Origin of the sequence: Kaistella antarctica, from assembly GCF_900109615.1 — a bacterium.
Taxonomy (GTDB): Bacteria; Bacteroidota; Bacteroidia; order Flavobacteriales; family Weeksellaceae; genus Kaistella; species Kaistella antarctica.
In genome coordinates this window covers 682,918-697,891 of record NZ_FOIX01000001.1, presented here as the reverse complement: position 1 = coordinate 697,891, position 14,974 = coordinate 682,918, and the positions used below count along the sequence as shown (strand labels likewise).

Below are 14,974 nucleotides of genomic sequence, written 5' to 3'. Positions count from 1 at the left end.
AACGGACTATTTTATTTATAATTTAAACCATTTGGGTTTGTTATTACATCATTCCCGGCATTCCGCCACCCATTGGCATTGCTGGTTCTGCGCTCTTCACTTCCGTGATTACACATTCAGTCGTCAACAACATTCCTGCAACAGATGCTGCGTTCTCTAGGGCAACACGGACCACTTTCGTAGGGTCGATAATTCCTGCTTCGTACATATTCACGTACTCGTCATTTTTTGCATTGAAACCGAAATCTGCAGTTCCTTCAGCTACTTTCGCAACGACTACTGATCCTTCTCCACCTGCATTGGCAACGATTTGTCTTAATGGCTCCTCGATTGCTCTTTTCACAATTTTGATTCCTGTATCTTGATCTTGGTTCTCACCTCTCAAACTATCTAAAGTTGGGATACTTCTTACCAAAGCAACACCACCACCAGGAACAATACCTTCTTCTACCGCAGCTCTCGTTGCGTGAAGGGCATCATCAACTCTATCTTTTTTCTCCTTCATTTCGATTTCAGACGTAGCACCTACATAAAGTACGGCAACTCCACCAGCTAATTTCGCTAATCTTTCTTGAAGTTTTTCTTTGTCATAATCAGAAGTTGTGGTTTCCATCTGAGCTTTGATTTGACTCACTCGTCCTTTGATTTGAGCTTCGTCTCCTCCACCGTTGACCAAAGTTGTATTGTCTTTGTCGATCACTACTTTTTCAGCAGTTCCTAACATTTCCAAAGTAGCGTTTTCCATGGTGAAACCTCTTTCTTCAGAAATAACAGTTCCTCCTGTTAAAATCGCGATATCTTCTAACATTGCTTTTCTTCTGTCCCCAAAACCTGGAGCTTTAACAGCTGCAATTTTTAATGAACCTCTTAATTTGTTTACTACCAACGTAGCTAAAGCTTCTCCTTCAACTTCTTCACAGATAATTAATAAAGCTTTTCCTGCTTGTGCAACTGGCTCCAAAACTGGAAGTAAATCTTTCATCGAAGAGATTTTTTTCTCTACCAATAAGATGTAAGGGTTTTCTAATTCCGTAACCATTTTTTCAGGATTCGTAACGAAGTAAGGTGACTGATATCCTCTGTCGAACTGCATTCCTTCCACAACATCTACCGTTGTATCAGTTCCTTTAGCTTCTTCAACGGTGATTACTCCTTCTTTTCCTACTTTACCAAAAGCTTCAGCGATTAAAGATCCGATGGTATCGTCGTTGTTCGCTGAGATCGAAGCAACTTGTTTAATCTTTTCTGATGAATCGCCAACTTCTTGAGATTGAGATTTAAGACTTTCAACAACCGCAGTTACTGCTTTGTCAATTCCTCTTTTCAAATCCATTGGGTTTGCTCCAGCTGCAACGTTTTTCAAACCTTCGCGAACGACTGCTTGAGCTAAAACAGTTGCTGTAGTCGTTCCATCTCCAGCAATATCGCTGGTTCTAGAAGCAACTTCTTTCACCATCTGAGCACCCATATTTTCTACTCTGTCTTCTAATTCAATTTCTTTAGCAACAGAAACTCCGTCTTTGGTTACGTGTGGAGCACCGAAAGATTTTTCAATTACTACGTTTCTCCCTTTTGGACCTAAAGTTACTTTTACTGCGTTCGCCAATGCATCAACACCTCTTTTCAAAGCGTCTCTTGATTCAACATCGAATTTTATTTCTTTTGCCATTTTTATCTGTATTAATGTAATATTGAAATTACTTTATTTATTAATTAAATTTTTACGCCGGATTGATCTTACAAAAGACCTATCCAATAATTCCTAAAATATCACCTTCTTTAATGATCAGGTAATCTTTACCATCTACTTTCAATTCAGATCCTGAATATTTTCCGTAAAGTACTTTATCTCCAACTTTCACTGTGGTTGGTTCGTCTACTTTTCCTGGTCCTGCAGCAACTACAATACCTTCTTGTGGTTTTTCTTTGGCCGTATCTGGGATAATAATTCCTGATGCGGTGGTAGTTTCAGCAGCGGTTGGCTCTACAAGAACTCGATCTGCTAATGGTCTGAAATTTACTGACATATTATTTTGTTTAAATTATTAATTATACTGTAGTGGTTTTGTCTAAAAGAATGCCAAGCAAAGTTTATGGCAAATCTGTCAGGGTAAACATAGGAGTGTGAAATTATGGCAGAAAAATCTTTTTACAATCATGAAAAAATAAAAACACGTTTAACCTATTTACAGAGATACTCTCGCTTAATCTGGTAAAAAAAACAAGTATTCTTATAATTTTAACGTATAAAACAGGTATTCAACATGCTGTTTTACATATATTTGCATCGAATTAAAATTATCAGATATTGTTAGCAAGGTTCGAACTTAATTTATCCATAAATAATTTTACATCTAAATTTAAAAATAGGTATACGCAATGAAAAAAAAATCTTTATTCTTTCTGGCAATACTCTGTCAATTAATGATATATGCAAATAACAGAACAACCAAGTCGATTTATATCGACTCCTCTATTTCAGAATTATCAGTTCCTACTGAAAACTCAAATATACAGACTTATCATTTATTCAGTCACGGTAAATCTGGTGAATTGTTTATTGACAATCAGTGGATGAATGTTTCGGAAATTGCATTAAAATTTAAAAATCAATTAAACGAAAAAACTGAGTTGTATATATATGGATGTAATTTCGCACAAGGTGAGAAAGGTATAGCGGCCGTAAAATATCTTGAAAAAACTTTAAATGTAAAAGTTTCTGCCTCAACTAATATTACTGGTATTGATGGTGATTGGAATCTCGAAATGGGAAATGGAAAAAACGGACTAAAACTCCCCAATTTTAAAGGAAATTTACAATTGGATATGGAGCATTATCTAAATCCAATGATCGCCGGCAAGTATAGTGATGATTCAACGATTACGGAAGAATATATTTATTTATCTACCCCATCTGCAACAGATATTACGGTTCAAATGAATTATGCTTCTGGAACTGGTTTTCCTATTGTTAGAGTAACAACTTTAGTAACTGGTGGAACTACTGTAACTAACAATACAGGAAGTTTCACTTTCAAAAACTCTACACCAGTAAGATTACAATTTGTAGCATCTACGACAGGCAATCCTGTAATTTTACCTGGAAGCAGTCCTATCACCCGCCCGTTAAATACTGCAGGTACAATAATTTCAGGTAGCACTGCTGGTTTGAAATTTACTTCAACTGGTAATTTTTATGTAAACTATCGAGCGCGCTCAACTCCACAGGCGGGATCTGTTTTGACTAAGGGAACAGCAGCGCTTGGTACAGAATTTAGATGGGGAGGCTCACCAATAGAATTTGCTACCACAATTCCTGAAACTGGAAATATGCTTTCTATTATGGCAACAGATGCTAATACAGATATTAGAATTGACAATATTAAAGCGGGAACCAAGTTTATTAATGGCGCTGGAGGATTAGCACCTACACCGCTGGTAGGCCCCTTTAATATAACTTTGCAGAAGGGACAATCTTTTATTTTATATGCACCTGCGGCAAATAATGTCTTATCAAGTCAAGATACTGGATGGCTAGGTGCAAAAATTTTTGCAACTAAAAATATTGCCGTAACGGTCGGCGGCTTAATGCAACAAGGAAATGCCAGCAATGACAGAGATTTAGGTTTTGACCAGTTAGTACCTGTGAATCGATTGGGTTTAGAACATATCGTTATGCAGGGAAATGGTGGAGCAAGAGAAAAAGTAATTGTAGTAAGCACGGTGGCAAATACCAAAGTGTACGTTAATAATAATACGACTATGCCATTTGCAACTTTAGCAAATGCTGGCGATTATACCATTATTCCTTCCAGTTCTTTTAATAGTTCTAAAAACATGAGAGTAGAAGTATCTTCACCGGCCTATGTTTTTCTTAAAATTTATGGAAGCGATGCTAATAATACAAATAGTTTAATGTTTATACCTCCGCTGAATTGCTTTGGGGAAAAATCTGTAGACTTAATTCCGGATGCAACTAAAATTGGAAATTTTGAATATACTAGTACTCAACTTGTCGTTTTAGCAGCAACAATAGGAAATCCAGCGGTCGCTGTTCCGCCAGTAGTCAAGCAAAATGGAACAGTTTTAAATTATACTGGAACTATTGGAGACGTAACTGGTAACTTAAACTGGAAATCTTACCGCTATAATTTATCTGGAATGAGTAATGTGAGCGTAACTTCACAAGGAGCTATTCAAGCGGAGATTTTTGGCGCAAATGCCAACGCTGGTTTTGGTGGTTACTATTCTGGTTTTGGAGACGCTCCTTCTTACGTCATATCTGAATCCGATACCTTTGGATTTTTATGTCCCGGAAATGGCATATTATCAGTTGCTACATCTTCAGGAACCTACCAATGGTATAAGAATAATAATCCGATTTCCGGTGCTACCACGAACGTATATTCTGTACCAGCTACAGATCCAGCCAATACAACCTATTATGTTAAAATCACTTTTCCAGGTGGCTGCGTAATCAGTTCGAATCAAGTTACAAGTGAAGTATGTCCCTGCACCAAACCGGGAGTAGGCGGAACCCCTGATGCTTTTACAAAAATGGGCATCAGCATAAGAGACAAAAGAACCACAGCTGATTGGCCAAAAGATATTCCAAATGGATTTATAGCCATGGAAGCTAACAATAAAGGATTCGTGATTACTAGAATAGCTTCACCAGAAACAGCCATTATGAGTCCAGTTATAGGAATGTTAGTTTATGACACTACAAAAGACTGTTTAAAACTATACAATGGAACCTCATGGAACTGTATCGAACCAACATGTAATTAATTATGAAAAATATAATAATCGCTCTTTTCATTTCAAATTGCTACTTTTCGCAAGTTGCTATCGAAAAAACAACAGTAGATGGAAGTGGAATTCTTGACTTTCCATTACTTACAACAAAAGGTATTATTTTACCGAATGTTACAGATAGTTCATCGATGACTCCAGTTACACGTGGAACTCTTGTTTATGATAATACAACAAAAAATGCGCAATATTACGATGGTGCCTGGAAAACATTAAATATTCTTTCAGCAGCCGATAATGCTCCGACTCCTCTACCAGGAAGTGATTTACCTAACACCAAAGTAGGCGTGATTATTGGGAAACAGAGTACAACTGCGGAAGGTGTTTTAGTTTTGGAATCCGATACTAAAGCGCTTATCTTGCCTAAAGTAGAAAGTCCCGTAGCAAATATAAAGGCCCCTGTAGCAGGTACAATGGTATATGATCCAACGAAAAAAATAATGGCAATATATAACGGAAAAGACTGGTCTTTCTGGAAATAAATATCATAAAAAAATGCCTCATAATAATGAAGCATTTTTTTTTGTTTTAAATCTGATCCTAATTTTTCTTTCCAGCTGCCTGCATCGGATTTACTTTACCGTTAGCAGCGCCGCGTACAGCGCCTTCCTGTTTTTGTTTAAAAACCTGAAACTTAGAAGTCGGTTCCGCGATTTCTCCCCAGAAATTATTAGAAGTATCAATATCTGCAGTCTCCCGCATTGGATCCAGTTGAATCGATTTTAACTTTTTATCGAAATAATAAGTTTTGGAAACCTTGTCTTCGTTCTTTCTCCAAATCTGAGCGGAAGATTTATCATTTAGTTTTGAGCCATCTTCAAAAGTAAATTCTAAAATGATCGGCATCACCAAACCGCCTTTGTTCAAGAAATCAATTTGATAAGCATAGATCCTTTCTAATTCTGACTTTTCTTTTAAAGCAACTTTTTCAAAATTATCAACCTGCATTTTGTATTCTTTATTCGCATCTACTTTTTCTTGTCCGCGATTATAACGCCAGTAGAAGTCTTGAGTTTCTTTATCTTTATCAGTATAAAAAGTAATTTTTTTATCTTCGCGGTTTCTGATTTTAGAGATATCATCAAAGGAAGCTTCCATCGGAGGATCTACGTTATAACTAATTTCACCTGATTTCGGAGTTGTATCTAAATCGGGTTTAAGCGCCGTCACTTTATCAATTGCGATATCAACTGGATCAATACCATAAAACCAACCTCTCCAAAACCAATCTAAATTTTCTGCACTCGCATCATTCATTGTTCTAAAAAAATCTGCGGGTTCTGGATGTTTAAACGCCCATCTTTTGGAATAGGTTTTAAAAGCTTTGTCAAATAGTTCTCTTCCAACTATTGTTTCTCTTAAAATATTTAAACCAGTTGCTGGTTTTGAATAGGCGTTCGGTCCAAACTGATTGATATTTTCTGAATTGGTCATAATTGGCTCTAACTCTTCTTTTGGTAATTTCATGTAATCTACAATCGTGTACGCAGGACCACGTCTTGAGGGAAATTTGTTATCCCATGATTGTTCCGTCAGATATTCCAGATAAGTATTTAGACCCTCATCCATCCAAGACCATTGTCTTTCGTCGGAGTTGACAATCATTGGAAAGAAGTTATGTCCAACTTCATGGATGATGACGCCGATCATTCCATTTTTAATTCCTTCAGAATAGGTTCCGTCTTTTTCAGTACGTCCGTAATTGAAACAAATCATTGGATATTCCATTCCATTTGCAGCTTCAATTGACTGTGCCACAGGATAAGGATAAGGAATAGAAAATTCGGAATAAGTTAAAATCGTATGAGCAATAACTTTGGTAGAAAATTTACGATAAAGGTTATACGCTTCTTTTGGGTATAAACTCATCGCCATCACATGATTATTATTTTCTGGAATAATCACTTTCATTCCATCCCAAACAAACTTACGCGAAGAAGTCCAGGCGAAATCACGCACGTTTTCTGCGTCGAATTTCCAAATTTTTCTTTCTTTTGATTTGCTTTTCTCTGCTTTTTTAGCTTCGTCTAAAGTGACAATCTCAATCGGTTCTTTTGCCGTTTGCGCCTGTTTCCATCTTTGCAATTGCACTGGAGTTAAAACCTGTTCGAAATTTTTACCAGCGCCAGTTGAGGCAACAATATGATCTGCCGGAACATTCATGGAAACTTTAAAATCACCAAAAGCCAAAGCAAATTCTGCTCTGCCCGTAAATTGATTATTTTGCCAACCTTTGAAATCGCTGTACACGCACATTCTCGGATACCATTGGGTAATTGTAAATAAATCATTCCCATCTTCAGGAAAAAATTCATAACCACCACGGCCACCCATTTTAATGCGATCTGGAATATTGTAATTCCAATCAATTTTAAAGATGAACTTTTCGCCTTTCTTTAAAACTTTAGGAAGATCAATTCGCATCATGGTTTTGTTGACTACATAAGGCAAAGATTTCCCTGAAACGTCGGTCACCTTCTCTAGATTAACACCGTAACCATTATTTTTAAAGGGAAGGTCGGTCACTTTTAAATCATCAGAACTAAGTTGCTTTGGTAGAAATGATGACGAATCATAGCCTGCATTATTGATGGAAGACTGCTCGTTTTCATCGAGTTGTAACCACAAATAATCAAGATCATCGGGTGAGTTATTATAATATGTGATTGTTTCGGAACCTTTTAAATTTCTTTTGTCTTCGTCTAAATACGCCGTGATATCATAGTCTGCACGATTTTGCCAATATCCTTGTCCGGGAGCACCAGAACCTGTTCGGTAAAAATTAGGCGTTGGAAGAATAGTTCCCAGCTGTTCGAATTTATTTCCGTGATTACTTTTCGGATTGTTTTGAATGTCTTGTCCGAAAATAAATAAGGAACAAAAAAGGAAGGTTACTATTTTAAATTTCATAGGGTTGAATCTTTGCAAGTGTGAGTTTCAAATTTAATTATTTTAAGTTGGATAGAAATAGTTATTTGTAAAAAAATGAATTGATTTCTTTTATCTGCTCTACGCGCAGGTTGAACAGAAATTCTTTTTTTAGCGTTGGCAGAAAAAAAATCCACTCTGTCATTTAATTTATTTTTGAATTGAATCGTGGAAACTCGAGTTTCGTTATGGGACTGCAAGATGGAAAAAAGTCATAAATAAAAAATTAAATACGTTCTAAGATCATTTGTCCCGAAAGAATAATCGCGATTACCGAAATCCCGATAATCCAATATTTCTGGTGGAACTTGAAAAACTTTGATAAAAGGTATAAAATTGCCATCACCACAAGAACAACGGTTATTTGTCCCAGTTCTAAACCGATGTTAAAACCTAAAAGCGGCACGGCAATATTTTGTTCGGAAGCCATGGTCATTCTCGCGATATTGGCAAAGCCCATCCCATGAATTAAGCCGAAAACTAAGGCCAAAACGTAATTGATTCGCATCAGTTTTTTCTGATTTTCACGAAACAAAATATTGTCGAATGCGGTAAGCATGATGGTAATCGGGATTAAAGTTTCTACCAAATCAGACGGCAATCTGAAGACATCTAAAACACTTAACGCGAGGGTGACCGAATGTCCAATAGTAAAAGCGGTGATTAAAATTAAAATTTTACGCCAGTCTTTATAAAAATAAACGGCGACTAAAACCAAGATAAACAATTGGTGATCTAGAGCATCCCAAGAAATAATGTGTTCCCAGCCAAGATTTAAATAGAAAATAAAGTCCTGCATCAAAAAATTTTCGTGTAAAAATAGAATTCTGAAACATATGAACCAAATTTCTAAAATTTTCCTTCCAAAATAGAATTCTCAAATATTACACTTGGAACCGATATTATTCTATGAATAACGGTTTAAATTTTATAGATTTGAGCCCATAAAATCAATAAATTTAAATATGACTAGAAATGTATTTTTTTCGATTGGTGGAATTCTAAAATATTCCCTAAATCTGAAATCACGAATCTATAAGAAGTCTCTGACTTTCTTATTCTTACTATTATTTGGACTTTTTTTTGGACAATTTCAAAAACTGGATTATAAATTCGAAAAGCTTATTCAGGAAAGTAAAACGACTTCTTCCTCCGCGGCAAAACTATCCAACCTCGCTAAGAAATTACAGTTGGATGAACATTTGGTGGTTACCGCAGCTGGCGCCCAAAAAATGTATTCGTGTATTGTGTACACCAAAAATGCTACAAGTTTAAAAGCCAAAGGTATTTTAGTACAAAGCACTTTACCCACATTTGTGACGGCGTTGGCAACTTTGGAGGATTTACAGAAAATGGCTGAGATGAAAGAGGTCATATCAATCCTATCACCAGAATTTGATGAACTTAATAATGATGTTAGCAGACTGCAATCGGGTGCAACTTTATTGCAATCAGGAGCTTTGAACAATACCAGCTATACCGGTGAAGGAGTATTGGTGGGAATTTATGATTCTGGAATTGACTGGAAACATCCAGATTTTCGTGATCCAACTGACCCTACTAAAAGTAGAATCGTAAGCATCTGGGATCAGACTTTAACCAAATTAGAAACTGAAGTAAGTCCAGCAGGATTTACTAAAGGCGTAGAATATACAAAGGCGCAAATTGACGACGAGTTGGATGGAACGCCGACTAACTATGTTCGACAAAAAGACACGAACGGTCATGGAACGCACGTTGCAGGAACCGTTACCGGAAATGGTGCGGGGTTAGCAGACCGAAGACATCAAGGATTCGCTCCTAAAGCAGGCATCGTTATCGTAAAAGGTGGAAATGGTTCTTTTCCGCAAACGAACACGATTGATGCCGTGACTTATTTCCAAAACGTTGCTACCGCTCTCAATAAACCAATTGTGGTTAACATGAGTATTGGCGGACAAACGACAGCACACGATGGCAGTGGACCACACGAAATTGCTATTGATGCTTTTACTACTTCCGCTCCTGGAAGAGTAATGGTGATTTCTGCCGGTAATGATTATGGAAAGAATGTTCACAGAAAAGTTGATATTGCTCCAACAGAGTCTGGAAATTTCAGTCTTACTTCCGGAAGCAACACGACCGAGGCGGTTTTTTCTATTTACATGTATGGTGATAAAGATAATGACGTGATTGCTAAATTAACTACGCCCGATGGTAATGAGTATTTTTCTCCTCCAGGAGCAACCACGGAACATGCAATCATGGGCGGAAAATTTACAGCGAAAGTCTATAACTGGGTATCTTCTGTAAATCTTAAAAGATATGTTCAACTGGTAATCAGCAGGAATGAAGGTACTACTGAAAACAGCGAAGGTGTTTATAAAATAGATTTACAAAATACGGGAGTAACTCCCATGTTAGTACACGGTTGGAAAGTAAGTGAAGGGGTTGCTACAACTTTGGTAGATGGAGATAATGAATTTATTGTTGGATCACCCGGAAACGCAACGACTGCAGTTACCGTGGCTTCTTATTTAGGAAGAATAACATCTTACCGCACTACTCCCGCTGGAGGATATGCCCTTAATGGGAGCATAGCTGAAGATATTTCTTCTTTTAGCGCACAAGGTCCACGTGCAGACGGTTTTCAAAAACCAGACATTACGGCTTCGGGACAATGGGTGGTATCAGCGATGTCTTCAGATGCGAAGCTACCAACAAGCTCGACAGATAATATTGATGGAACTTACTACCGAAAAAATCAAGGTACAAGTATGTCTGCTCCAGGAGTTGCAGGAGCTATTGCCCTTTTGCTTCAAGCGAATCCTAATCTAACGGCTGCTCAAGTAAAAGCGAAATTAACAGAAAATGCCCGACAAGATGCGGCGACCAACACCACACCCAATGCAAGATGGGGATTTGGGAAACTGGATATTTACAAAACTGTAGCTGATGAAATCGGCTGTCAAACCTCAGAAACCGAAACCATTGGTTATGATGAGCAATTCTATATAAATGCTCAGGACACCAATGCAACTTCTACCAATTATATTTTTGCAGTGAAGTACACGCCTACCATTACGGGGAAATTAGGTTCGGTCAATTTTTACACTGGATCTGGAGCTTCAGGTGATATTCCAGTTACCATCCAAATCAGGAAAGTAGAAGATGGAAAGCCAGGAGAAGTAGTTGCGACTAAAACAATTAATTCTTTGTCAAATGACGTTCAAAGAAGCGCCTGGAATTCGATTGACTTTACTCAGTTTGGAGTTCCTGTAACTTCGGGTGAAGATTTCTTTGTAACGATTGATGCTTCAGCTGGAACAATGGCTTTAAGAAGAGAAAGCATTAACTTAGATAATAGAAGTACATACTCTACTGATAACGGTGTTACGTGGAACGCGTCAACATCTGATTACAGAATCAGAGCAATGGCTTACGAAGATAAACCTCAGATCAAACAATTAGCTACGCAAAATGAAAGCGTAACCTTTGAGTTGACTGATGGTAAAAATTACGGTACTACCAGTTGCAATTTCGTGGCGATGATTGAGAAAACTCCTACGAGCACTATTGCAGGAAACGTTACGGCAAAAGTTTGGGTGACCAATCCAGAATCTACGCACGTAGCAAGACGATATGAAATTACGCCAAGTAACAACCCTACAACTGCTACCGGAAGAGTCACTTTGTATTTCAGCCAGGCAGAATTTGATGCGTATAATGCAACAAACAGTATAAAACTTCCAACTTCACCAACAGATGAAGCGGGAAAAGCAAATATTTTAGTGGACAAATTCGCAGGAACAAGTTCCGATAATTCGGGAACTATAAGCTCTTACAGCAACGGCTTTGTGACATTAACTCCAAACGTTGAAAACGTGAAATGGAATTCAACTTATCAATATTGGGAAGTAACATTAGAAACTTCAGGATTTAGCGGATTCTTTGTGAGAACTGCTTCTTCTACTTTGGCAACAGCTAATGTGAAACAAGATCAAGTTGTCATTTATCCAAACCCAGTAAAAGAAGTTTTAAATATTGACCTAAAAGCTCAAAATGGAAAAGTGAAAATTTTCGATCTTTCTGGAAAAGTTATTAAAACTGCTGAGGTGAATAAATCTGGCTCTATAGATGTTTCAAAACTGATGAAAGGAATGTACATCGTTGAAATCACCACCGACGGAAATACTAAAGTGACCAAAAAAATCATTAAAGAATAAATATTCAGTATCAATTTAATTTGAAGTGGCAGCCGAAAGGTTGCCACTTTTTTTATCTTTGCCTTAAATATTGCCGTCATGTTCTTAAAAAAGTCTTTGTTATTTTCTCTGATCCTATTTTTTATAATAGCTTTAAGTTCTTTCAAAAGTTCTGAAGCAGCTGTCCTTCATCCCTATCACGTGGGATCCGTTGAATTCAATTATAATTCAAAAACAAAGACCTACGAAATTTCGGGAAAATTCTTTTTGGATGATCTGGAAAATGGATTAAAAGAAAAATATGGAATCGCTGTTCACTTTAATGATGAAAAATATAAAAAGCAAATCAACGAACTTTTAAGCAAATATTGCAGTGAATACCTTAAACTTAAATCAGACAATAATGCTTTAAGGATCAACTACATCGGCTTTGAGGAGGACAATGAGTCGGTTAATATATTTTTGGAATCAGAAGTCACGACTCCACCAAAAAAAGTGGAAACTGCGGTAAGCTTTCTTTATAATTTATATGATGATCAAATGAATATTATCCACATCATCGTTAACGGAAAACGTCAAAGTGAACGATTGAATTATCCAAATCGATATCTTTATAAAAACTTCTAAAACTCTGAATTTACTTTCTGTACGTGCGCTAAAAGTTCCGGAAAGAAAACATCAAAGTGCCGTTGAAGCTGCGATTTATTATTTAAAAAAACCTCGAAAACAGGCAAGTCTTTATCTAAATATTTTGCTTTATTTAAAACATTCTGGATCGAATATTTGATTCCCCAATCTTCTTTGTAGTTGTACAACCAATTGTCTTTTTCCATTCCATTAACCATTCTCAAAAGTCTTTCAGGCAGAAACTTCTCGTTTTTTCTTAAGACTTGGTATACTTTTTCAGCATGCTTTTTAAGAGCTTGATCAGAAAGAGAATTGGCCAGAAAATAATCCATCGAAACATCTACAAAAGCACCAGAATAGAGTCTTACCAATGGGCTGAAAATTTTCTTAGCTTCACGCAGTTCCGGATGCGAATCTGTAAAGGTGTCCACTTCACGATGCAAAGTAATTCCCTCCTGCATTCCTATCGGATAAGAATAGCGATCTCGGTTGGGAATAAAATCCTCCAGAAACTGCCCGACGATTTGTTCATCAGAAAAAGCAAGAAAAGAATGGGCGAGGTAGTTCATGAGTTTTTTTTAGGGGTTGGAGGAAGATAACCAATTATTAAAATAAAGCTTCATGAAAATCCTCAATCTTACTTACCTCCACAATAACAATTCCGTATTTTTTCTTTGGGATTTTATTGAGATTCGATACAAATATTTTTTCGTATCCCAATTTTTCCGCTTCCGAAATCCTTTGCTCAATCTGCGGAATCGGACGAATCTCTCCACTCAACCCAATTTCTCCGGCGAAACAGAAATGTTCAGAAATCGCAATATCTTCATTGGAGGAAAGAATGGAAGCTACAACTGCTAAATCTAAAGCTGGATCTCCCGTTTTTATTCCGCCAGTTATATTGAGGAAAACATCTTTTGCACCTAATTGAAAACCAGCTCTTTTTTCTAAAACTGCTAAAAGCATATTTAATCGTTTGGAGTCAAAACCGGTACAACTTCTTTGCGGCGTTCCATAAACAGCCGAACTTACCAAGGCCTGAATCTCAATCAACATTGGTCGGTTTCCTTCTAAAGTTACGGCAACCGAATTTCCGGAAAGTTCCTCGAATTTTTTGGTGATTAATATTTCTGAGGGATTCTTTATTTCTTTCAACCCTTGGGAAACCATTTCGTAAATACCGATTTCTGCGGTGGATCCAAAGCGGTTTTTACTGGCTCTCAACAATCTGAATAAATGATTTCGATCGCCGTCAAAATTTAAGACGACATCGACCATGTGTTCTAGAACTTTAGGCCCAGCAATTTGTCCGTCTTTGGTAATGTGACCCACTAAGAATGTTGGCGTATTCGTTTCTTTTGAAAATTTAATAATTTCATTGGAACATTCCCGAATTTGAGAAACCGTCCCCGGTGAACTTTCGATGGTTTGACTTTGCAGCGTTTGAATGGAATCAATAATCATAAAATCAGGCTTCAACTTTTTAGCTTCGTGCAAAATCTTCTCGACGGAAGTTTCGGTAAAAAGAAAACAGTTCGGATTCTGAACTTCCGTCAAACGATCAGCCCGCATTTTAATCTGTGACGCACTTTCCTCACCTGAAACATAAAGAATTTTCTTCTTCATTTTCAAAGCCAGTTGCAGCAATAAAGTCGATTTCCCAATTCCCGGTTCGCCGCCAATTAAGGTCACCGAACCTAAAACAATTCCGCCACCCAAAACACGGTTAAGTTCTTCAGACGGACTTATAATGCGAGGTTCTTCAAAGGTTTCAACCTCGATAATATTGATGATATGCTGTTTCGATTTATCAGTGTAAGATTTTGCCGGCGATTTTTCTACAATCTCCTCCACCAAAGTATTCCACTCACCACAATTTTTGCACTGCCCAAGCCATTGTGGATAATTGGTGCCACAATTTTGACAGATATATGCTGTTTTCACTTTTGCCATGGTGCGAATCTCCTGAAAATTTTCCAAATGACAAGGAGACAAAACCGATAATTTCAGTATTTAAGAGCAACAAAATTTCCTCTTCTTCTAAAGTCCTGCCGCTAGTGGTTATATCTTTTGCTTTTCTTTACAAAAAAAAGGATGTCACTTCCATCGTGACTAAAATTACAGACAGAATTCTTCTGATACTGATAATCTTGTCTTTTATTAAACGTAGAAAGACTAAAACTTAATTCCGTTTATATTTAATAATAAGTAAACGTTGCTAAGTTGTATTCTGAAATCAGCTAATAGAAAAACTCGAGATTTATTTTGGTTCTATTTCGTAATTTTACATAAATGTTTCCTAAAATAATTGATATCGCATATATTCTAAAAAAAAAATTGTAGTTTTCGATTTTCTTGTAAAGTCATCATATGTACATATTTCAGGTTATTCTACGCGATACTACTTAATACCGATATTG

10 protein-coding genes are annotated in these 14,974 nt (G+C 36.9%); 4 read left to right on the top strand and 6 right to left on the bottom strand.

The features are described from left to right. Positions 1-43 precede the first annotated feature (43 nt). Entirely contained in the window at positions 44-1,669 is a 1,626-nt protein-coding gene (groL, locus tag BMX49_RS03300; RefSeq protein WP_034718621.1) for a chaperonin GroEL, read from the bottom strand. 79 nt (positions 1,670-1,748) lie between these two features. Continuing rightward, entirely contained in the window at positions 1,749-2,027 is a 279-nt protein-coding gene (locus BMX49_RS03295) for a co-chaperone GroES (RefSeq protein WP_034718620.1), read from the bottom strand. A 352-nt stretch (positions 2,028-2,379) separates the two neighbouring features. On the opposite strand from BMX49_RS03295, the gene BMX49_RS03290 reads away from it, so the two are divergent. Together BMX49_RS03290 and BMX49_RS03285 are read left to right on the top strand one after the other, a co-directional pair. Continuing rightward, entirely contained in the window at positions 2,380-4,791 is a 2,412-nt protein-coding gene (locus tag BMX49_RS03290) for a DUF4347 domain-containing protein (RefSeq protein ID WP_034718619.1), read from the top strand. Positions 4,792-4,793: 2 nt separating this feature from the next. Beyond that, positions 4,794-5,297, top strand: coding sequence for a phage tail-like protein (locus tag BMX49_RS03285; protein WP_034718618.1), 504 nt, complete (start codon positions 4,794-4,796; stop codon positions 5,295-5,297). 58 nt (positions 5,298-5,355) lie between these two features. On the opposite strand, the gene BMX49_RS03280 is transcribed toward BMX49_RS03285, so the two are convergent. After that, entirely contained in the window at positions 5,356-7,725 is a 2,370-nt protein-coding gene (locus BMX49_RS03280) for a M1 family metallopeptidase (protein WP_034718617.1), read from the bottom strand. A 244-nt stretch (positions 7,726-7,969) separates the two neighbouring features. Beyond that, positions 7,970-8,542: a HupE/UreJ family protein gene (locus tag BMX49_RS03270; RefSeq protein WP_034718614.1), complete on the bottom strand. Its 573-nt coding sequence runs from the start codon at positions 8,540-8,542 to the stop codon at positions 7,970-7,972. A 166-nt stretch (positions 8,543-8,708) separates the two neighbouring features. Between BMX49_RS03270 and BMX49_RS03265 the strand changes: the two genes are divergently transcribed. Both BMX49_RS03265 and BMX49_RS03260 read left to right on the top strand, forming a co-directional pair. Next, positions 8,709-11,948, top strand: a complete 3,240-nt coding sequence (locus BMX49_RS03265) for a S8/S53 family peptidase (protein WP_034718612.1) — start codon at positions 8,709-8,711, stop codon at positions 11,946-11,948. 78 nt (positions 11,949-12,026) lie between these two features. Further along, on the top strand, positions 12,027-12,554 hold the full coding sequence (locus BMX49_RS03260) for a DUF6702 family protein (protein WP_034718610.1): 528 nt from the start codon (positions 12,027-12,029) through the stop codon (positions 12,552-12,554). Here the strand turns inward: BMX49_RS03260 and BMX49_RS03255 are convergent. Next, complete coding sequence (locus BMX49_RS03255) at positions 12,551-13,123, bottom strand: acyl carrier protein phosphodiesterase (RefSeq protein ID WP_034718608.1); 573 nt, start codon at positions 13,121-13,123, stop codon at positions 12,551-12,553. The two genes, BMX49_RS03260 and BMX49_RS03255, sit on opposite strands and share 4 nt — an antisense overlap. 37 nt (positions 13,124-13,160) lie before the next feature. Then, entirely contained in the window at positions 13,161-14,507 is a 1,347-nt protein-coding gene (gene radA / locus BMX49_RS03250; RefSeq protein WP_034718607.1) for a DNA repair protein RadA, read from the bottom strand. Positions 14,508-14,974 lie beyond the last annotated feature (467 nt).

What these genes read in the sequence shown, in the direction of transcription:
- groL (WP_034718621.1), bottom strand. Translation starts at nt 1,669, where the DNA reads ATGGCAAAAGAAATAAAATTCGATGTTGAATCAAGAGACGCTTTGAAA.
- BMX49_RS03295 (WP_034718620.1), bottom strand. Translation starts at nt 2,027, where the DNA reads ATGTCAGTAAATTTCAGACCATTAGCAGATCGAGTTCTTGTAGAGCCA.
- BMX49_RS03290 (WP_034718619.1), top strand. Translation starts at nt 2,380, where the DNA reads ATGAAAAAAAAATCTTTATTCTTTCTGGCAATACTCTGTCAATTAATG.
- BMX49_RS03285 (WP_034718618.1), top strand. Translation starts at nt 4,794, where the DNA reads ATGAAAAATATAATAATCGCTCTTTTCATTTCAAATTGCTACTTTTCG.
- BMX49_RS03280 (WP_034718617.1), bottom strand. Translation starts at nt 7,725, where the DNA reads ATGAAATTTAAAATAGTAACCTTCCTTTTTTGTTCCTTATTTATTTTC.
- BMX49_RS03270 (WP_034718614.1), bottom strand. Translation starts at nt 8,542, where the DNA reads ATGCAGGACTTTATTTTCTATTTAAATCTTGGCTGGGAACACATTATT.
- BMX49_RS03265 (WP_034718612.1), top strand. Translation starts at nt 8,709, where the DNA reads ATGACTAGAAATGTATTTTTTTCGATTGGTGGAATTCTAAAATATTCC.
- BMX49_RS03260 (WP_034718610.1), top strand. Translation starts at nt 12,027, where the DNA reads ATGTTCTTAAAAAAGTCTTTGTTATTTTCTCTGATCCTATTTTTTATA.
- BMX49_RS03255 (WP_034718608.1), bottom strand. Translation starts at nt 13,123, where the DNA reads ATGAACTACCTCGCCCATTCTTTTCTTGCTTTTTCTGATGAACAAATC.
- radA (WP_034718607.1), bottom strand. Translation starts at nt 14,507, where the DNA reads ATGGCAAAAGTGAAAACAGCATATATCTGTCAAAATTGTGGCACCAAT.